At 69.1% G+C, this 18,714-nt stretch carries 23 protein-coding genes; 13 read left to right on the forward strand and 10 right to left on the reverse strand.

Going from position 1 to position 18,714, the window contains the following annotated elements:
* Positions 1-36 precede the first annotated feature (36 nt).
* Positions 37-471, reverse strand: coding sequence for an IS5 family transposase (locus AW270_RS29970; RefSeq protein ID WP_061299482.1), 435 nt, complete (start codon positions 469-471; stop codon positions 37-39).
* Between the two features lie 946 nt (positions 472-1,417).
* Here AW270_RS29970 and AW270_RS29975 point away from each other — a divergent pair.
* Positions 1,418-1,678 (forward strand): hypothetical protein, encoded by a 261-nt coding sequence (locus tag AW270_RS29975; RefSeq protein ID WP_061299483.1) that lies wholly within the window; start codon positions 1,418-1,420, stop codon positions 1,676-1,678.
* Positions 1,679-1,689: 11 nt separating this feature from the next.
* Here AW270_RS29975 and AW270_RS29980 read toward each other — a convergent pair whose 3' ends face one another.
* Together AW270_RS29980 and AW270_RS29990 are read right to left on the reverse strand one after the other, a co-directional pair.
* Positions 1,690-2,505 carry an esterase/lipase family protein gene (locus AW270_RS29980; protein ID WP_061299484.1) on the reverse strand — a complete coding sequence of 272 codons (816 nt, stop codon included), beginning with the start codon at positions 2,503-2,505 and terminating at the stop codon, positions 1,690-1,692.
* 984 nt (positions 2,506-3,489) lie between these two features.
* The gene (locus AW270_RS29990) at positions 3,490-4,092 is read right to left on the reverse strand and encodes a TetR/AcrR family transcriptional regulator (RefSeq protein WP_061299486.1); all 603 of its coding nucleotides are present in this window, start codon (positions 4,090-4,092) and stop codon (positions 3,490-3,492) included.
* Between the two features lie 113 nt (positions 4,093-4,205).
* Between AW270_RS29990 and AW270_RS29995 the strand changes: the two genes are divergently transcribed.
* Positions 4,206-4,751 (forward strand): hypothetical protein, encoded by a 546-nt coding sequence (locus AW270_RS29995; protein WP_061299487.1) that lies wholly within the window; start codon positions 4,206-4,208, stop codon positions 4,749-4,751.
* Here the strand turns inward: AW270_RS29995 and AW270_RS30000 are convergent.
* The 4 genes from AW270_RS30000 to AW270_RS30015 are packed head-to-tail and all read right to left on the reverse strand — an operon-like array spanning position 4,748 to position 7,333.
* Positions 4,748-5,413 carry a 2-phosphosulfolactate phosphatase gene (locus AW270_RS30000; protein ID WP_061299613.1) on the reverse strand — a complete coding sequence of 222 codons (666 nt, stop codon included), beginning with the start codon at positions 5,411-5,413 and terminating at the stop codon, positions 4,748-4,750. The genes AW270_RS29995 and AW270_RS30000 overlap by 4 nt on opposite strands.
* Positions 5,391-6,050, reverse strand: a complete 660-nt coding sequence (locus AW270_RS30005) for a response regulator (protein ID WP_245674920.1) — start codon at positions 6,048-6,050, stop codon at positions 5,391-5,393. Before AW270_RS30005 ends, AW270_RS30000 begins: the two co-directional genes overlap by 23 nt.
* On the reverse strand, positions 6,047-7,150 hold the full coding sequence (locus AW270_RS30010; protein WP_061299488.1) for a sensor histidine kinase: 1,104 nt from the start codon (positions 7,148-7,150) through the stop codon (positions 6,047-6,049). The genes AW270_RS30005 and AW270_RS30010 overlap by 4 nt, the downstream gene beginning before the upstream one ends.
* Before the next feature lie 3 nt (positions 7,151-7,153).
* Positions 7,154-7,333, reverse strand: coding sequence for a hypothetical protein (locus tag AW270_RS30015; RefSeq protein WP_061299489.1), 180 nt, complete (start codon positions 7,331-7,333; stop codon positions 7,154-7,156).
* Between the two features lie 132 nt (positions 7,334-7,465).
* Between AW270_RS30015 and AW270_RS30020 the strand changes: the two genes are divergently transcribed.
* From AW270_RS30020 to AW270_RS30030, 3 genes are read left to right on the forward strand one after another with little or no spacing between them, the layout of a single operon-like run.
* Positions 7,466-7,792, forward strand: coding sequence for a PadR family transcriptional regulator (locus tag AW270_RS30020; RefSeq protein ID WP_061299490.1), 327 nt, complete (start codon positions 7,466-7,468; stop codon positions 7,790-7,792).
* Positions 7,789-8,145 (forward strand): DUF1048 domain-containing protein, encoded by a 357-nt coding sequence (locus AW270_RS30025; protein WP_061299491.1) that lies wholly within the window; start codon positions 7,789-7,791, stop codon positions 8,143-8,145. The genes AW270_RS30020 and AW270_RS30025 overlap by 4 nt, the downstream gene beginning before the upstream one ends.
* A 1-nt stretch (position 8,146) precedes the next feature.
* On the forward strand, positions 8,147-8,455 hold the full coding sequence (locus AW270_RS30030) for a DUF1048 domain-containing protein (protein WP_061299492.1): 309 nt from the start codon (positions 8,147-8,149) through the stop codon (positions 8,453-8,455).
* 2 nt (positions 8,456-8,457) lie between these two features.
* Here AW270_RS30030 and AW270_RS30035 read toward each other — a convergent pair whose 3' ends face one another.
* Complete coding sequence (locus AW270_RS30035; RefSeq protein WP_061299493.1) at positions 8,458-9,273, reverse strand: SDR family NAD(P)-dependent oxidoreductase; 816 nt, start codon at positions 9,271-9,273, stop codon at positions 8,458-8,460.
* 101 nt (positions 9,274-9,374) lie between these two features.
* On the opposite strand from AW270_RS30035, the gene AW270_RS30040 reads away from it, so the two are divergent.
* The 8 genes from AW270_RS30040 (at position 9,375) to AW270_RS30065 (ending at position 17,267) form a co-directional block, all read left to right on the forward strand.
* Positions 9,375-9,986 (forward strand): TetR/AcrR family transcriptional regulator, encoded by a 612-nt coding sequence (locus AW270_RS30040; RefSeq protein WP_061299494.1) that lies wholly within the window; start codon positions 9,375-9,377, stop codon positions 9,984-9,986.
* A 25-nt stretch (positions 9,987-10,011) separates the two neighbouring features.
* Complete coding sequence (locus AW270_RS30045; protein WP_061299495.1) at positions 10,012-11,778, forward strand: bifunctional metallophosphatase/5'-nucleotidase; 1,767 nt, start codon at positions 10,012-10,014, stop codon at positions 11,776-11,778.
* A gap of 164 nt (positions 11,779-11,942) precedes the next feature.
* Entirely contained in the window at positions 11,943-13,193 is a 1,251-nt protein-coding gene (locus AW270_RS30050) for an RICIN domain-containing protein (RefSeq protein WP_218009385.1), read from the forward strand.
* A gap of 115 nt (positions 13,194-13,308) precedes the next feature.
* Entirely contained in the window at positions 13,309-13,851 is a 543-nt protein-coding gene (locus AW270_RS30055) for a type 1 glutamine amidotransferase domain-containing protein (protein WP_061299497.1), read from the forward strand.
* Positions 13,852-13,937: 86 nt separating this feature from the next.
* On the forward strand, positions 13,938-16,061 hold the full coding sequence (locus tag AW270_RS30060; RefSeq protein ID WP_061299498.1) for a peptidase domain-containing ABC transporter: 2,124 nt from the start codon (positions 13,938-13,940) through the stop codon (positions 16,059-16,061).
* Positions 16,062-16,165: 104 nt separating this feature from the next.
* Positions 16,166-16,297 (forward strand): hypothetical protein, encoded by a 132-nt coding sequence (locus AW270_RS41940; RefSeq protein ID WP_275477785.1) that lies wholly within the window; start codon positions 16,166-16,168, stop codon positions 16,295-16,297.
* Between the two features lie 119 nt (positions 16,298-16,416).
* Positions 16,417-16,548 (forward strand): bacteriocin, encoded by a 132-nt coding sequence (locus tag AW270_RS39160; protein WP_157522822.1) that lies wholly within the window; start codon positions 16,417-16,419, stop codon positions 16,546-16,548.
* Positions 16,549-16,619: 71 nt separating this feature from the next.
* On the forward strand, positions 16,620-17,267 hold the full coding sequence (locus AW270_RS30065; protein WP_061299499.1) for an HAD family hydrolase: 648 nt from the start codon (positions 16,620-16,622) through the stop codon (positions 17,265-17,267).
* Here AW270_RS30065 and AW270_RS30070 read toward each other — a convergent pair.
* Both AW270_RS30070 and AW270_RS30075 read right to left on the reverse strand, forming a co-directional pair.
* Entirely contained in the window at positions 17,264-18,244 is a 981-nt protein-coding gene (locus AW270_RS30070) for a TolB-like translocation protein (RefSeq protein WP_061299500.1), read from the reverse strand. The genes AW270_RS30065 and AW270_RS30070 overlap by 4 nt on opposite strands.
* Positions 18,231-18,713, reverse strand: coding sequence for a SigE family RNA polymerase sigma factor (locus AW270_RS30075; protein ID WP_061299501.1), 483 nt, complete (start codon positions 18,711-18,713; stop codon positions 18,231-18,233). The genes AW270_RS30070 and AW270_RS30075 overlap by 14 nt, the downstream gene beginning before the upstream one ends.
* Position 18,714 lies beyond the last annotated feature (1 nt).

Consider the following 18,714-nt stretch of genomic DNA (forward strand, 5'->3'; position numbering starts at 1 on the left):
GCCGTAACCATCGTCGCGCCGTTTGGCGCTCCTGCACTACCGGGCCGGCTTCGTCTTGACGGGTGATTCGCCCCTTTGGCGTAGCCCCTTTTCCTGGTCGAGGGCCTCGGCCAGCGCTGCGGCCAGCTCGCCGTCCAGGACCATCCCGGCGGCGTGCTGATGCGCCCGGACAGTCGTGGAGTCCACGCTGATCAGTCCCAGATCGACCTGCCCACGAGCGGCGGCCTCGGCGATCATCGCCTGCATCAGGTCTTCGAAGACACCGGCCTTGGCCCAGGACCGGAACCGGTCATAGGCGGTGGACCACGGCCCGTACTCCACCGGCAGGTCCCGCCACGGGCTGCCCGTCCGGAACCGCCACATCACGGCATTGAACTGATGCCGCAGGTCCGGGATCGGGCCCCGCTCACCCAAGGGCAGGTGAGGCTCGATCAAGGACCACTCTGCGTCGTTGAGGTCTCCACGCGCCATGGCGATGACCTATCAGGACCTGCAGATCACCCGCACGCGAATCCCTCTGATCTCAACTCCGTACAGACCCTAGGACGGCGGTATGGCAACGCACCGTCGATCGGATCGAATTGGCGATCCGGCCAACGCGGGGCTCGTGAACCTGGATCGGGTTTCTCTCCGGGTCTGTGCCCTAATATCTGGCAACCTGTCGGCCTCGGCGAACTCACAGGTCACGGCTGGATAGTTCTTGGCTATCTGCGCCTGCCAGCCCTCCCTCGGCCTGCTGATCACCTTCACGGCCGGGCACCTGACCGCTGGAAAGCCTGCTGCCGCCCCACCCGCCTGCCCGCCCGGCACGTCACCACCAGCCTGGACGCCGGGCACGTCACCACCAGCCTGGACGCCGGGCACGTCACCACCCGTCCGACCGCCCCGAGCACCCTCACCGAAGCCGCAGCTCGGCCACACCCCGCGGCTACGCACCCCCAACGGGGATATGGAATCCGGGCGTCTTGCCCGTCAGACCGAATCTCAGAAGTCGCTCAACGGCACCGCGACTGACCTGTCCGTCCACACCGTGCTGGTGTTCGCCCAACACCCGGCAGATACGAAGTCCAGCCAGCTCGGCGACCGCGAAGGGTCACGTTGGTGAAGGAGATGCTCAGCGACTTCCGCGACGGAATGAACCAGGACGAATTAACCAGAGCGTCCCGATGGTCGGCTCGCACACCCAGACCGTCAACATCAACCGCGTCCCGTACTGCTGCTGCCGTCGTCCGGCAAGACTCTTACAGCGTGCCGGTCCGCAGCGATTCCACCGGCTGGGTAATTACGCGGACGAGCGGTGGATCGAAGCTCAGGTGCAGGCGTTCGCGCAGTCCATCACGCTCAGTACCCCGGCGTCGGTCGAGGCAGGCAGACGGCCGAGCTGTCCGGCAGTGTCATGCAACGATCAGGCGCGTTGATGGGCTCGCGCGTGATGCAACTGCGCTACCCGACGGCGGTCGGCTGGGGCGAATCGGTCAACCAGCCGATCGGCAGTGGCGCAGACTTCGTAGACGCGGGCCGTGACGTGGACAAGGTCGGAATCCTCGACCTGCGGACCCCGCTGCTCCCCCCGCTGAACGCCGGCACCGTCGCCGTGTCGGTCACCAACGACGCGACGCGCGCCCACACCGGGGGCACCCCGATCCCCACCTCGACGACCATCGAGGTCGTCAGGTAGTCCTCTTCACCTCACACCGCCGGGATGGACGCCGCCAACGTCCGCGCCGGCGGGGCCTCAAGTGCGTCGAGCACGATCTGGTGCACCACCAGGTCGAAGTTGACGGCGAAATGGCCGCTGAAGTCGAGCGGGGCGCGGTCCTGGAGCAGGATGTTGGTGACGTTGTCGCCGGTGAGGAAGCTTGACGTGTACGGCGTGACCACCGTGTCGTACCGAGTGGCGATCACCGTGTAGTCGACTCCGGGCACCGTGTCGCCCCCGCCGTTCAACAGCTTCATGAAGTCGGAGTCGACCATCTGCTGCTGGCAGGCCCGGCACACCAGCGCGATCGCCGGGCTGAGCCCGAGCAACCGAGCGAGGTTGACCATCCCGTTGGAACTGGAGCCGTGGTTGGACGGCGTGATGGCGATCAGCCGGTGGACCTTGTCGGCGCCGTTCAGGAACTTCAGGTAGTAACGCGGCATCATCCCGCCCTGCGAATGACCGACGATGTCCACCTCGGCCGCTCCGGTCGCCGTCAGCACCCGGTCGACGAAGTCCGAGAGCTGCTGGGCCGACTGGGCGATGTCCCCCACGCCCTGGAGCGGCCCTGTGGCCTGCACGCGGCCGTAGTTGAGCGCGAAGACACAGTGACCTCTGGCCTTCAGCCTCGGTGAGAGCGTCGCGAAGGCGCCCGCCATGTGGTCGAACGTCCCATGGACCAGAACCACCGGACGCGGACGGACCGGTGACGGCTTGCAGTTCCAGATGTTGGCCCCAAGGGGCGAGATGTCAGCGACGGCAGGCACGGCGTTCAGGCCGACACCGGCGGCCAGAACCACGGCCACCGCGACGGCCTTGGCTGCGGCGCCGAGAGCTCTGGCGCGGAGAGCTCTGGCACGGAGAGCTGCGGCACGGAAAGCTCCGACACGGGGAGCCTCCACTTGGAGGGCATCAACCTGGAGGGCATCCACCGGGGAAGCAGTAACCCGGCGACTTGGGGCCCGAAGAACTGCGGCCCGCAGAATCTCGAAACGGAGAACCGTAGCTGGACGGCGGGCACGATGGTGGATCGTCATCCCCCTATTGCGGCGCGGAGCCGAGAGGAGGCCGGGCAGCACTCACCGCCCAAAGAGATCATTTGCACTGATCATTACTTTGGCAGGTCATGGCCTGCCCGTGGGCGGGCGACCGCTGGATCAGCACACGCCCTCTATCGGTCGAAACCAACCAGTCGCCGCGCCCTGAAGCCCATCAATGCTCGCCTTCAGCACTTCACATGGCACGGGCTCGCACGTAGGCAAGCACCACTCTGGATCACCAGGCGTCCTCGGCCAGCCAAGACAAACCGACCACCGCTCCCGAAAGCCCACCGATGCCAACTCCGGCATATCCAGTAACTCGGGATGCAACTGAGCACGCAGCCACTAGATCAGCGCACGTCCTCGGCCAACTGAGACAAACCGACCACCGCGACCGGAAGCGCACCCATGCTCAGCTTCAGCGCGTTCGATGGCCCGAACTCGCGCATGGGAGCGGCTACCAAATCCGCATATCCTCGGCCCGCTGAGACGAACCGCACCCATAAAGGCACCGGTGCTCGGCTTCGGCAGGTTGATTGGCACGGGCTCATACGTGAGAACGACCACTACATCAGCGCACGTCAGCGGCCCGCTGAGACAAACCGGCCGACGCGACCGGGAGCGCACCCATGCTCAGCTTCAGCATGTTCGGTGGCCCGGGTTTCCACGTGGAAGCGGTCGCCACGTCAGCGCATCCTCGGCCAGTTGGGAAGTACCGGCCCCCGTACCCCAAGGGACACGATTCTCGGCTCAGCCAGGTCGACCCTCGTCCGCAGCCGTGTGCACCTGGAGCAGCCCGTCGACCCCCCGCAGAAACGTGTCACTCACCAGCGCCGGATCGAACAGACACCCAGCAGCCATGGCCCCGTCCCGCAACATCACGAAGTGCCGCGCGGCGGGCGCCGCGCCTGATTCGCGGATCTCGGCCAGCAGGTCGGTGACGGTCTCCAGGAACCACGTCCGGTGGGCGAGCACGGCCTTCCGGACGGGCGAATCCAGCTCCGGATACTCCGCGGCCGCGTTGAGGAAGGCGCACCCGCGGAACCCAGGTGACTGGATGCTCTGCGCGATCGCCCTGCTCAGGGCTCGGACCGTCTCCGCAGGCGGGAGCGCGGCGGCGACGGCCTCACCCGCCCGGCTCCGGATCCCCTGGTCCACCTCGTGCAGGTAAGCGAGGACAAGGTCCTCTTTGCCAGGAAAGTGCCGATAAAGGGTGGCCCGCGTCACCTGGGCTTCGGCCACGATGCGGTCGATGCCGACGGCGTGGATGCCCTCCGCGTAGAAGAGCCGGGTGGCCGTGTCGAGCAGCCGGGATCGCGCCTCGGAGGTCCGGCCTGCGGATGAGCTGCGCATACCCACACTCTAGTAGGTAGAACGTTCGGTCTTGACAGCCCCAGCCGCCACTCGCCATGCTGATGCCGAGATAGAACGTTCTGTCTCCCACAACGAAAAAGAGAAGGATCATCATGAGCGCTGTCGCCACCGTCTCCGGGACCGCGTCTGTCCTGCGGCGGCTGTATTTCGTCCGGTTCGGGTTCGCCATCGTCTGGGCCCTGGCGATGTTCACGACCGCCTCGGAGCTCGGTCCGCTCGCGGTCACCCTGCTGGTGCTCTACCCGCTGTTCGACGTCGCCGCCGCGGTTGTCGACGCCCGTGCGTCCCGCGCCACCGGGTCACCCGTTCTTCTGTACGTCAACATCGCGGTCAGCCTGGTCACCGCCGTCGCCGTGGCGATCGCGGCCGCGTCGGGCATCCCGGCGGTGCTGCGGGTGTGGGGCGCGTGGGCCATCGCGGCGGGGCTCGTGCAGCTGGTCGTGGGGGTCACCCGCCGCGCGATGGGCGGGCAGTGGCCGATGATCATCAGTGGTGGCCTGTCCGTGGTCGCCGGTGTGACGTTCGTCCTCGGCGCCTCCATGGTCGACCCTACGCTGTTCAACGCGGCCGGTTACGCCATCCCCGGCGGCATCCTGTTCCTCGTCTCGGCCATCCGCCTCGGCCGCCGGGACCGTTAGGAAGCCGGGCGCAGGACCATGAGCGCGTCTTCCCGGCGAGCCGCCATGGCGAAGGGGAAGCGGTCGAGTTCCAGGCAGAGCGCGACGTCATCAGGATGAACCCCCAGACGCACACCCTCCCTCAGTTCGGTGGCGGCGCGCGACGCCTCCGCACGGTGGAGGAACTCCGCGGCGTCAGGGTCGGTCCCGGCCACCCTCCCGGCGATGTACTGGGCACAAGCCAGATCCTCGTCGGCCCGGCCGTCCTCGCCGGTGACCACGAACGTCAAGCCCTCCGTCCCGGCCGACCGCAGGACCCGGGCCGTGGCTTCCGCGACCACGAAGCTCGCGCAGAGCACCAGGGGCGCGTCCTTGACCGCGAGCACGCCGACCGTCCCCGCCGTGGTCTTCTGGACGACGGTCCGTCCGCTCAGGTCGGCGGATCGCAGCAAGCCCGGTGAGTTGACCAGGTCGAAGCCGGGCGCGGCCGGGCCGTCCTTGAGCGCCAGCCACTCCGGATGGGACGCCTTGAGCGCCAGCGCCTCCTCCAGCGACCCGGCCAGCACGATCTTCTCCGCGCCCCGGGCGAAGGCCCAGGCGGCGACGGTGAAGGCCCGCATGACGTCGACCACGACCGCCACGGCCGGGGGCTCGGCCAGGTCACCGATCCCGAGGAAGCGCATGTCCACCTCCGAGGTTCTCGTGGGCGTAGACGGCGGCCTCCGTGCGGTTGCGGACGCCGATCTTGGCGAAGGCGTTGTTGATGTGGGTCTTCACGGTGGTCTCCGCGATGAACAGGGCCGCGCCGATCTCGGTGTTGCTCAGGCCGCCGGCGACGAGCCGGAGCACTTCGGCCTCCCGCGCGGTCAGCCCGTCGGGCCAGGTCGTGACCGTCGGCGGGGCCGCCCGGGACAGCGCGTCGACCAGCCGCCGGGACACCGAGGCCGTGAAGGTCGACTGGCCGGAGGCGGCCGAGCGGAGCGCGGCGGCGATCTCGGTCCGCCCGGCGTCCTTGGTGAGGTACCCGCGGGCGCCGGCCAGCAGCGCGGAATCGACCGACTGGTCGTCGTCATAGGTCGTGAGGACGACCACGGCCACCTCCGGGTACTGCCGCACGATGCGGCGGGTGGCCTCGGCGCCGTCCATGACGGGCATGCGCAGGTCCATGAGCACCACGTCGGGGCGCAGGTCGGCGACCAGCGCCAGGGCCCTCTCGCCGTCGGGCGCGTCGCCGACGACCTCGACGTCGTCGACCAGGCCGAGCAGGGCGACCAGGCCTTCGCGCATGAGCTGCTGGTCGTCCACGACCACGACTCTCACCCGGGCACCTCCGCTCTGACCTCCCACCCGCCGTCGTCAGGTCCGGCGCGCAGGGTGCCGCCCGCCAGGGCCAGGCGTTCGGACATGCCCTGCAGTCCGTGCCCGTACGAGAGGGGCGGTGTCACCTGGCAGGGGTTGCGCACCACCAGGCGCACAGCGCCCTCACCGTAGCCGAGTTCCACCGTGACCGGCTGACGCGGCGCGTGTCTCGCGGCGTTGGTGAGGGCCTCGCGGGCGGTTCTGAGCAGGCAGACCTCGGCAGCGGGGCTGATGGGCCGGCGGACGCCGGTCGTGCGCAGGACGGCGGGGACGTCGTGGTCGGCGCGGAAGTCGGCGACGAGCAGGCCGAGGGCGTCGGGCAGCGGCGGGACGTCCTCGCGGAGCGCCGCCACGGCCGACCTGGCCTCGACGAGGCCCTCCCGGGCGAGCGCGCGTGACCTGCGGATGCGGCTCACCGCGCCGTCGACGTCGCCGCGTTCGGTGAGGAGGGCCTCGGCGACCTCCAGCTGGACGCCGAGCGCGCCCAGCGAGTGGGCCAGGACGTCGTGGAGTTCCCTGGCGATGTGGGCGCGTTCGTCCAGGGCCATGGCTCTGGCCCTGTCCTGCTGGGCGCGGCGGTAGTGGCGGCGGTGCAGCGCGAACAGGACCGTGCAGAGGATCACCACGGCCCGGACGCCGATCTCCTCGCGCGGCCGGTCCCACCAGATCATGCTGACGGCGGTGAGGGCGAGGTCGGCGGCGGTGACCGCGACGATGGCCGCCATCGTGGGGGTGACGTGCGCGGCGAACAGGAGCAGGGCCGCGAACAGGAAGACCGTGGGGGCCGCCTGCTCCGACCCCGACACCGAGGCGGCCGCCGCCGACCCTCCCGCCAGCAGCGCCGCGGCGGTTCTCGGGGCGCGCCGGTCGAGCAGGACGAAGGCCAGCCAGCACCCCATCGACGCCGCCAGCGCCGGCCACACGAGAACCGCCGCCTCGGCCGGTGACGTGGTGGCGAGCGACCAGATCAGGACGAGCGTCATCAGCAGCCTGACCAGCCGACCGGTTTCCGGGTCGTCGGCCGCCAGCAGCCGCACGACCCGGGCTCGCACCTCGCGCATGGCCTAGCGGGAGTCCCGCAGGGTCAGAATCATGTCGACCAAGATAATCCGGAAGACGACGAACCCGACGATGACGAGCACGGCGACCACGACGATCGCCAGCAGCAGCTTGCCGTTCAACTTCCCCCCGTTGGCGTCCAGGAACCGGTGCAGAAGATCGAGCCAGAGGCCCCGTTTGTCCATGGGCGAGACGGTAGGGACGGGCCGGGGTGGAGCGGCACCTCCGAAGGGTGGAGCGGGGGGTGGATCCCCGGTACTCCGTGCTACTTTGTAGTGGTACTCGGTGGCACCGAGTACCAAGCGAAGAGGACGCAGATGGACGACCTGACGGAGATGCTGAAGGGCACGCTCGAAGGCTGCGTGCTGGAGATCATCGGCGGCGAGGAGACCTACGGGTACGCCATCACCCGCCGCCTGAACGAGCTCGGCTTCGCCGACGTCGTCGAGGGGACCGTCTACACCATCCTGATGCGGCTGGAGAAGAACAAGCTGGTCCAGGTGACGAGACGACCGTCCGGGGTGGGGCCGCCGCGCAAGTTCTACGCCCTCAACGACGCGGGCCGCAGGGAGCTCGCGACGTTCTGGGCGAAGTGGGAGTACGTCACCTCACGGATCGACAAGCTCAAGGAAGGCGGGAGATGAACCTCTGGGACGCCATGACCGGAAACGATCTCAACAGGGAATGGCAGGCGTTCGAAGGACGGGCCAAGGCGCTGCCGGCCGACTACCAGGCGGCCTGGGGCCAGATCATCGCGCATCTGTTCCCCTACGGCGACTTCACCGGCCGCAACCTGATGCCGATCCTCGACGGCGCCCTGGGGCTGCTCGAAGAGACGGCGGCCGACGGGCGGGGCGTCGACGAGGTGCTGGGTGACGACATCGCGGGCTTCTGCGCCGCGCTGGCCGGCGGAGAGGGCGCGGAGACCTTCCGCGACCGGTGGCGCAGGCAGCTGAACAGGAACGTCGCGAGGAAACTGGGCCGGCTGGGAGGCTGACGTGGGCATCCGGGACATCATCGAGGGCAAGAGGCAGTGGCGGGCGCACCTGGCACGGGTGAAGGAGCTCCCGCCGGACTACCAGATCGTCTACAAGGAGATCCAGAAGTACTACTTCAAGGTCGGGCCGGTCGACCTGCTCGACGGGAGCCTGCTCACGGGCATCCTCGACTTCTTCGAGGAGGGGGTCGCGGCGGGCAAGGGCGTGCTGGAACTCGTCGGCGACGACGTCGCCGCCTTCTGCGACGATCTGATCAAGGACTCGCGCACGTTCGCGGAGATCTACCAGGAGTCCGTCAAGGAGACGTGAGGTCAGCCCGCCGCCCTGCGGCTGAGGTGCTCCCAGGCGCGATACTCCCCCATCCGGGCTCCGAGGCTCTGCTGGACGATGTCGAACGACGCGCCGCCCACGATGAGCCGCCGCGGCGGGTCGGGCAGATCCACGAGTTCCATGATGACCGGGGCCGCGGTGGCGGGGGCGGGTCCGGCCTCCTCGCCCCACATCTCGATCAGCTGGTCGCGGAGTTTTTGGTAGTTAGGGTCGGGGGTGGTCGCGGTGGTGCCGGTGGTGAACAGGCCGGTGTCGTAGCCGCCCATCTGGACGATGGTGAGCTTGACGCCGAACTGCTCGGCCTCCATCGCCACGGCGTCGGAGATCGAGTCGAGGGCCGACTTGCCGGCCGCGTACAGACCGACCATCGGGAATCCCCCGCCGGTGCCCATGGTCGTGATCTGCAGGATCCGGCCCGAGCCCTGATCGCGCAGGTGCGGGAGCACCGCCTGGGTGACCCAGAGCGCGCCGAAGACGTTGACGTCGAAATGGGCTCTGATCTGCTCCTCGGTCGCCTCCTCCACCATGCCGAGCAGCAGGGCGCCGGCGTTGTTGACCACGACGTCGAGCCGGCCGAAGGCCGCCACCGCCTTGCCGACGGTCGCGAACACGGCGGCGCGGTCGGTCACGTCGAGCGGCAGGCGGACCAGGTCGGCGGGGTGCCGCCCGGCGAGGTCGTCGAGCGGTTCGAGGTTGCGGGCGACCGCGACGACGCGGTCTCCGGCGTCGAGGGCCGCCTCGGTGAACGCGCGGCCGAGGCCTCGGGACGCACCGGTGATGAACCATACGCGGGTCACGGGGTTCCTTCTCTCTGGGATACAGGCAAGACGGTACGTCTCGTTTCGCAGGATTGTCAAGACGCAACGTCTCGTCTCAGACACGTGGTAGGGTCCGGGGCATGGTGAAGCAGCCCGATCCCGCCCGTCGCAGCGAGCGCTCGCGGCAGGCCATCCTCACCGCGGCGCGCGAGCTGATCCCCGAGGTGGGCTACGCCAAGCTGACCATCGAGGCCATCGCGGCGCGGGCCGGCGTGGGCAAGCAGACCATCTACCGCTGGTGGCCCTCCAAGGGCGCGGTGATCTTCGACGCATTCCTCGCGCTGAGCGAGGCCGGGCCCGAGCAGGACATGGCGCTGCCCGACACCGGCGACCTGGAGGCCGATCTCAAGCAGGTGATGCGGGCGACGGCGGCCGAGTTCGCCGACCCCGTGTTCGAGGGGCCGATCCGCGCGCTCAACATGGAGATCATCGAGAACCCCGGCCTGGCCGCCCAATATCGCGAGAAGCTGGCGGGGCCGCTCGACGAGGCGAAGAAGGAGCGGCTGCGCAGCGCGCAGCGGGCCGGGCAGCTCGCGGCCGACGCCGACCTCGATCTCGCGCTGGAGTTGCTCTACGCGCCCCTCTACCAGCGGTGGCTGCTCCGCTCCGGCCCGCTGACCTCGGACTACGCCGACAGCCTGGTCGACGCCTTCCTCAGGGCGATGGGTAAGAATTCCGTGACCCCTTGTTGACGCGGCTTCACTAGCGTCACCGGCCATGTCCTCCTTAACGTCTCGGGCCCTCGCCGCGGTCACCCTCGCCGCGGTCGCCCTGGCACCCGCCGTCCCGGCGAACGCCGACCTCGATCGTGAGGTCAAGGTCACGGTCATGGCCAGTTCCGACATCCACGGAAACGCGCTGAACTGGGACTACTTCAAGAACGCCGAGTACGACGACAGCGCCCACAACGACGTCGGCCTGGCCAAGATCTCCACCCTGGTCAACCAGATCCGCGCGGATCGCGGGGAAGACCACACCCTGCTCTTCGACTCCGGGGACACCATCCAGGGCACGCCGCTGGCCTACTACTACGCCAAGGTCGAGCCGATCACCGAGTCCCGTGAGACCCACCCCATCGCCAAGGCCATGAACGCCATCGGCTACGACGCCGTCACGCTGGGGAACCACGAGTTCAACTACGGCATCCCGCTGCTGGCCAAATGGGTCAAGCAGATGAAGGCGCCGGTGCTGGCCGCCAACGCGGTGTCGGCGAAGAACGGCAAGCCCGCCTACGAGCCCTACATCATCAAGACGATGAAGGTCCGGGGCGAGGAGAGCCCGATCAAGGTCGGCGTCCTCGGCCTGACCAATCCGGGCAGCGCCATCTGGGACAAGGCCAACGTCGAGGGCCGGCTAGAGTTCCTCGACCTGGTCGAGACGGCCAGGAAGTATGTCCCGATCATGCGCAACAAGGGCGCCGACGTCGTGCTCGTCACGGCGCACGCCGGTGACAACGGGCTGTCGTCCTACGGCACGGAGCTGCCGGTCGAGAACGCCTCCGCGCTGGTCGCCGAGCAGGTGCCGGGCATCGACGCCGTCCTGTTCGGGCACGCCCACAACGACGTGCCGCAGCGGTTCGTCACCAACATCGCCACCGGCAAGCAGGTGCTGCTGACCGAGCCGGGACGCTGGGGCCAGCGGCTGTCGGTCGTCGACTTCACCCTCACCAAGAAGCGGCGGACGTGGGAGGTCACCGCGAAGTCCTCGACCACGCTGAACGCCAACACCGTCGCCGAGGACCCGAAGATCGTCGAGCTCATGAAGGAGCAGCACGACACCACGGTCGGCTACGTCAACCAGGTCGTCGCGCAGTCGAAGGAGCAGCTCTCGGCGGCGGAGTCCCCCTACAAGGACACCCCGATCCTCGACTACATCCAGAAGGTGCAGACCGACGTCGTCACCCAGGCCGTGGCGGGCACTCCCGACGCCGGTCTGCCGGTGCTGTCGATCGCGGCGCCGTTCAGCCGGAGCGCGGTCTTCCCGGCCGGCCCGGTGAGCGTGCGGGACATGGCCGGTCTGTACGTCTACGACAACACCCTGCTCGGCATCAAGCTGACCGGGGCCCAGGTCAAGGACTTCCTGGAGTACTCCGCCAAGTACTTCGCCCAGGTCGCGCCGGACGCGCCGATCAACCTCGGCACCCTCACCAACGCGAGCGGGACGCCCGACTACAACTACGACCAGCTCTCCGGCGTCGACTACGACGTCGACATCTCCCAGCCGGTCGGGTCGCGCATCGTCGGCCTCAGCTTCAACGGCGCCCCGGTCACGGCCGGCCAGCAGTTCGTGGTGGCCATCAACAACTACCGCCAGTCGGGCGGCGGCGGCTTCCCGCACGTCACGACCGCTCCGGTGGTCTACAACGGGCAGGTGGAGATCCGCCAGGCGCTGATCGACGCCGCCACCGCCTCGGGCACCATCGACCCGGCGACCTTCGCCGACGTCAACTGGAGGCTCGTGCGCGCGGGCGTGCCGGTCTTCTAGGACCGGCTCCTTCGGCGGCATCGTGCGCGAGCACGGTGCCGCCGTCGTCGTAGCGGGGGACATAACACGGGGACATAACACGGGGCTTGAAGATCCTTGACATGTGCCGTTATTTGTTAGGAAACTTTCTTAAGAAAAGACGCACCCCCCAAGGGCAGGTACTCGTGAAACGTCTGTTCTCCGCCTTACTCGGCCTCGTCCTGATCGCCGTCCTCAGTCCGCCCGCGCACGCCGCGCCGTTCAAGGTCCTCGCCTTCTACAACGGCACCTGGGACGCCGCGCACATCGACTTCACCAAGGAGGCCAAGGAGTGGTTCCCGGCGGCGGGGGCCCAGAACGGCTTCACCTGGGAGGCGACCACCGACTGGTCGCGGCTGAGCTCGTCGACGATCTCCCAGTACAAGGTGGTCATGTTCCTCGACGACGCCCCGCCTGCCAGTCAGCGGGCGGCGTTCCAGACGTACATGAACAACGGCGGGGCGTGGATGGGGTTCCATGTGAGCGCCTGGACCAACGACCCCAACTCCTGGAGCTGGTACTACAACACGTTCCTCGGGTCGGGGGCGTTCGCCACGAACACATGGGGGCCGACGGCCGAGACGCTGAAGATCGAGAACCGGAACCACCCGTCGACCGCCGGGCTGCCCGCCACGGTCCAGTCGTCGGTCAGCGAGTGGTACTCGTGGAGCCGGGACCTGCGGCAGAACCCCGCCATCAACATCCTGGCCTCGATCGACACCTCCAGCTTCCCGGTCGGCACCGACCCCAACCAGCAGTGGCGCAGCGGGTTCTACCCGATCATGTGGACGAACACGAACTACAAGATGCTCTACACGAACTTCGGCCACAACGGGATGAACTACTCGACCAACACCCGCACCTCGTCGACGTTCGCCAGCGCCCAGCAGAACCAGTGGCTCATCCAGGGCATCCGCTGGCTCGCCGGTGAGGGCTCCACCCCGCCGCAGACCGGCCCCATCTCCCCCACGACCTGGTATTCGGTCGTGAACGAGAACAGCGCCAAGTGCCTCGACGCCCGCGCCGCCGGGACGGTCAGCGGAACGGCGATCCAGCAGTACACCTGCAACGCGACCAACGCCCAGCAGTACCAGTTCGTCCCGACCAGCGGGGGTTACGTCCGGATCAACAACCGGGGCAACTCCGCCCAGGCCCTGGACGTCACCAACGTGTCGACGGCCGACAACGCGCCCATCCAGACCTGGACCTACGGCGGCGGCAACAACCAGCAGTGGCTGCCGGTCTCCGAGGGCGACGGCTACTACCACCTGGTCAACCGCAACAGCGGGAAGTGCCTGGACGTCCCGGCGGCCTCGCTGGCCAACTCGGTGCAGCTGGTGCAGTACACCTGCAACGGCACGGCGGCGCAGTCGTTCCGCCTGGTGGCGCAGAGCTAAGAAGGGTGATTCGGGTCCGGTTGGTCATATATCGCCACATCTCGTGATCAACCGGGCTTGCCTCGGCGACAAGTGGGCAGGGGAAGGGTCCGCATCGCTCAGAGGGGAGACCGACATGCTCGAAGGCAAGACCATCGCCTTCCTCGTGGCACCCGCAGGCGTCGAGCAGGTGGAACTCACCGAACCCTGGAAGGCCGTCGAGGACGCGGGCGGCACGCCCAAGCTGATCTCCACGAAGGAAGGGGAGATCCAGGCGTTCGACCACCTCGACCGGGCCGACAGGTTCCCGATCGACGCGACCGTCGGCCAGGCCGAGGCGGCCGAGTTCGACGGGCTGGTGCTGCCCGGCGGGGTCGCCAACCCCGACTACCTGCGGATGAATCCGAAGGCGGTCCGGTTCGTCCGGGACTTCTTCGACATGGGGAAGCCGGTCGCGGCGATCTGCCACGCGCCGTGGACGCTGATCGAGGCCGACGTGGTCCGGGACCGCACGATGACCTCCTGGCCGAGCCTCCAGACCGACCTGCGCAACGCGGGCGCGATCTGGCAGGACAGGGACGTCGTGGTCTGCACGGAAGGTCCGTCGACCCTGGTCACCAGCAGGATGCCGGATGACCTGAAGGCCTTCTGCGAGGCCACGCTCGACGCCTTCGCCTGATCTCCGGCAGGGACGGGGCCCGGCCTGCGCCGGGCCCCATGTCATGGACAAGTCGGGCCCAAGTCGGCGCTGCCACGATCTCGTGAGTGAACGTGAGAGTACCGGTCCGTCTCCAGTCCGGTCTGGCCGAGTGCGGGGCCGCCTGCCTGGCCATGGTGCTCAGTCACCACGGCCGGCACACCGGGGTCCGCGAGGTGTCCGAGCAGTGCGGGGTCGGCCGCGACGGCCTGTCGGCGCTGGCGATCGTCAAGGCGGCCCGCGGCTACGGGCTGACCGCGACCGCCTACAAGGCCGAGGCCATCGCCGACGCCCCCCTCCCCGCCGTGGCGCACTGGCGGCGCAACCACTTCGTCGTGGTCGAACGGCAGACCGCCCGGCACGTCGACGTCGTCGACCCCGCGATGGGCCGCCGCAGGCTGACCAGGGACGAGTTCGCCGAGGGCTACTCGGGGGTGCTGCTCACCTTCACCCCGGCCGAGACATTCCAGCCGCGCGGGCGGGCCAGAAGGACATGGGTGGGGCCGCTCGCCAGAACCGCCCTGCAGAAGGGCCTGGTCGCCCGGATCCTGCTGGCGTCGCTGATCCTCCAGGTCGTCGGGCTGGGCGTGCAGACGTTCTCGGGGATCCTCATCGACGGGGTGCTGCCGGGCAGGGACGTCTCGCTGCTGGGCCTGCTCGGGGTGGCGCTGGCGGTGGCCGGAATCGTGCATCTCGGGCTGACGTATCTGCGCGCGGCGACCGTGCTCAAGCTGCGGCTGCGAGCCGACCGGCTGCTGACGACCGAGGTGGTCGGGCATCTGTTCCGGCTCCCCTACCGCTATTTCGCCACGCGCGGCGCGGGGGACCTGGCCCAGCGCAGCGCGAGCGTGAGCCGGTTGCGGCAGCTCATCTCCGGGCCGATCACCACGGCGCTGCTCGACGGACCGCTCGCGGTCGGCTACGTGACCATCGTGCTGATCTCCTCGCCGCCGCTGGGGCTGTGCCTGCTGGGGCTGGCGTCGGTGCAGGCCGTCCTGCTGCTGACGACGCGCCGGAAGCGGGCCGACCTGAACCTGGCGGCGCTGTCGGCGCAGGTCCAGACGCAGGGGCAGCTCATCGAGGCGATCAAGGGCGTGGAGATCCTCAAGGCCGGGGCCATCGAGGACGCCGCGCTGAGCCGCTGGTCACGGCTGTTCATGGACCAGCTCAAGGCCGACGGGCAGCACGGCCGGACCGAGAACCTGGTCACCTCGGTGCTGGAGAGCATGCGCCTGCTCGCCCCGGCGGCGCTGCTGTGGACGGGCGGCTGGCAGGTCCTCGACGGCCGCCCCCTCGGCCAGACACTGACGCTGGTCGCGCTGGCCGGGGCGGCGCTGGCGCCGATCACGTCGCTGGTGGCGACGGTCCGGACGCTCCAGGAGGCGGGCACCCACCTGGAGCGGCTGGCCGACATCCTGGAGTTCACCCCCGAGCCGTACGGAGAGGTGAAGGTCGGCCACCTGCGCGGCCAGATCGAGCTCAGCGACGTGTCGTTCCGGCACGCCCCCAACGCGCCCTGGATCCTGTGGCGGATCTCGCTGACCGTCGGCCGGGGCCAGAAGGTCGCCCTGGTGGGCGGGAGCGGCTCGGGCAAGAGCACCCTGGCCAGGATCATGGTGGGCCTGTACGAACCCACCTTCGGCGCCGTCAGCTACGACTCGGTCCGGATGGAGGCGCTCCAGCGCTCGTCGCTGCGGCGCCACTTCGGGGTGGTCACCCAGGAGGCCCACCTGTTCACCGGCACCATCAGGGAGAACATCTCCCTCGGCCGCCCCGGCGCGACGCCCCGCGAGATCGTCGAGGCGGCGAGGATCGCGTGCGTGCACGACGAGATCATGGCCATGCCGATGAACTACGAGACCAACCTGTCGGAGGGCATGGGCCTGTCGGGCGGCCAGAAACAGCGGCTGGCGCTGGCCAGGGCGGTGCTCGGGCGGCCGAAGGTGCTGCTGTTCGACGAGGCCACCAGCCACCTCGACACCGTCACCGAGGCCGCCATCGAACGCAATCTCGCCGCGCTGACCCAGACCCGCATCGTGATCGCCCACCGGCTGAGCACGGTCCGCGACGCCGACCTGATCGTCGTCATCGACGACGGCCGGGTGGTCGAACAGGGCACCCACGACGAGCTGCTGGACCTCGGCGGGCACTACACCCGGCTGGTGGCGCACCAAGAGAAGGCCCTGCCGTGACGGGGGCCGACTTGTACGCGGCTGGGATCTCGGCCCGAGCCGCGTACCAGAGGCTGCTGGAAGTCTTCGGAGCGCAAGATTCACGCACGACGAAAGGAATCGCCATGAGCGACTTCGAGACCACCGCGCAGCGGCTCGACGACACCGACCTCGCCGAAGTCACGGGCGGCATGTGGGCGAACTACGACTGGATGAACTACGACTGGCGCGACGCCGTCATGATGGCCCTGCCGTAACCACGCTCCGCTTGGAGCGGGCCGCGCGCGGCTTGCGAGTCAGGCACAAGTGATCGCCAAGTGGGCGCTGGGATCTTGGGTCTCGCAAGGTTCACGGAACGAGACACAAGGGGGTTGTCATGAACAACTTCGAGAACACCGCCCAGGAGCTCGGCGACAACGAGCTCGCCGAAGTCACGGGCGGCATGTGGGCGAACTACGACTGGATGAACTACGACTGGCGCGACGCCGTCATCGACGCTCTTCCGTAACCCTGACACCCAGGGGGTGAACGGGGCCGTCCCTTTCGGGGCGGCCCCGTTCCGCGTGTCAGGCTAGGCACATGATCGAAGCCGTCGTTTTCGACCTCGACGGAGTCGTCGTCGACTCCGAGCCCGTCTGGGAAGAGGTCCGCCGTGCCGTCGTCGCCGAGTTCGGCGGCACCTGGATGCCCGACACGCAGAAGCGCCTGATGGGCATGAGCACCCCGGAATGGGCCGACTACCTGACCGGTGAGCTGGGCGTCTGGCTCTCGCCCGACGAGACCGCCGACACCGTCATCGAGCGGATGGCCGAGCGCTACCGCCACCACCTGCCGCTGCTCCCGCACGCCGCGGCGACCATGCGCGCCATCGCCGACCAGTGGCCGGTCGGGGTGGCCAGCTCCTCCCCCGCCGTCCTGATCGAGACCGTGCTGACGGCCCTCGACGTGGACGTGCGGGTGGCGATCTCGACCGAGACGATGAAGCGCGGCAAGCCCGCGCCCGACGTCTACCTGGCCGTGGTCGAGCAGCTCGGGGTCGAGCCCGGCCGGGCGGTCGCGGTGGAGGACTCCAGCAACGGGCTGCGGTCGGCCGCGGCGGCCGGGCTGATCGTCGTCGCGGTGCCGCAGGCGGCCTACCCGCCCGACGACGACGCGCTGGCCGGAGCCTCGCTGGTGCTGACCGACCTGGCCGAGCTCACGCCCGAAGCGGTGGCACGGCTGGCCTAGTGGCGGGCCAGCCCGGGGATGACGACGCCGCCCTGGGGCGGGTACTCGCCGACGAGTTTCTCCTCCTGGCCGATCTCGTAGAGGCGCTGCGTCCGGTCGCCGGGCTCGACCACGACGAACCCGGTCGCGGTCGGGCCCACCGGCCAGCGGCCCTCCGGGATCCTCAGGTAGGCCTCGGCCCGCCCGTCGGGGCCGAACATCCGGATCACCGGCTCCTTCCCGTATTCGTGGAGGTAGAGCTGGTCGCCCCGGGTCTGGATCCACAGTCCGTGGTCCTCGTCGGCGAACGGGCCGGTCTCGGCGCGGAGGACGACCGGCCGCCCGGCGACGGTCAGGGTGAGCTCGTCGGTGGCCTTCTGGGGCGGCTGGAGGATCAGGTCGCCGCCGGCCGTCAGGCCGACGATCTCGTCGCCCTCCGGCACCTCCGGACGGGTCACCCCGCCGGTGCGCAGGTCGACGTCGAGGTAGTGGAAGACCTCGCCGTCGCGGTGGTTGGCCAGGATGATCCGGCTGGAGTCGGCCGCCCACACCCAGGGGCCGTAGACACCGCTCAGCTCGGCCGGGATCCGGAGGTCGGGGCCGCCGAGCAGGTCGCTCATCAGGTAGCCGCCGTCGTCGTCGGGGACGCCGAGCCAGCGGCCGTCCGGGGAGATGGTGTAGTTGCCGGGCGGGTAGATCGTGTCGATCCCGATCTCGATGTCCCGGCCGTCGGTCAGCCGCAGCATGGTCGAACAGCCGGTGCGGCAGGCGGAGTAGAGGGAGTGGGCCCGCGCGCTGGCATAGGGCGGCTTGTTGAGGACGGGGGCCGGTTCCGGCTGGGGGCGCAGCCACGTGAACAGGGCGATCACCACGGCCGCGACCGCCACGGCGCTCCAGCGGGCGGTCCGGCGGCGTCCGGCGGTGTCGATGGCCCGGTCGGGGTCGCCGTAGTCGCGGGCGTCGTCGGCGAGGTCCCGGTAGGCCTCACGCGGGTTCATGGATGCCTGCCTTTCTCAGCCGCTTCAGGGCGTCGTGGGTGTGGCGTTTGACCGTGCCGACCGAGCAGCCGAGCCGGGCGGCGATCTGCGCCTCGGGCAGGTCTTCGTAGAAGCGCAGGTAGAGGACGATGCGCTGTTTGGCGGTGAGGGTGGTCAGGGCGTGCCGGAGCACGATCTTCAGCTCGGTGTCGGGGGACGGCGCGGCGGTGTCGGGGGGCTGGGAGGTGGGGAAGAAGACCAGGCTGCGGGGACGGTGCCAGGTCCGTAACTGGTTGATCATGATCTTCTTCAGGTACGCCTCCGGGTCGTCGGCGGCCGAGATCCGCCGCCACTTGGCCGCCGCCTTGGCCAGCGTCTCCTGCATGAGGTCCTCGGCCTTGCCGTGGTCGCCGGTGAGCAGGTAGGCGGCGCGCGACAGCGCGCGGCCGCGTACGGCCACGAACTTCCGGAATCCCTCGGCGTCATGCATC

The organism is Herbidospora cretacea, from assembly GCF_001570605.1.
Lineage (GTDB): Bacteria > Actinomycetota > Actinomycetes > Streptosporangiales > Streptosporangiaceae > Herbidospora > Herbidospora cretacea.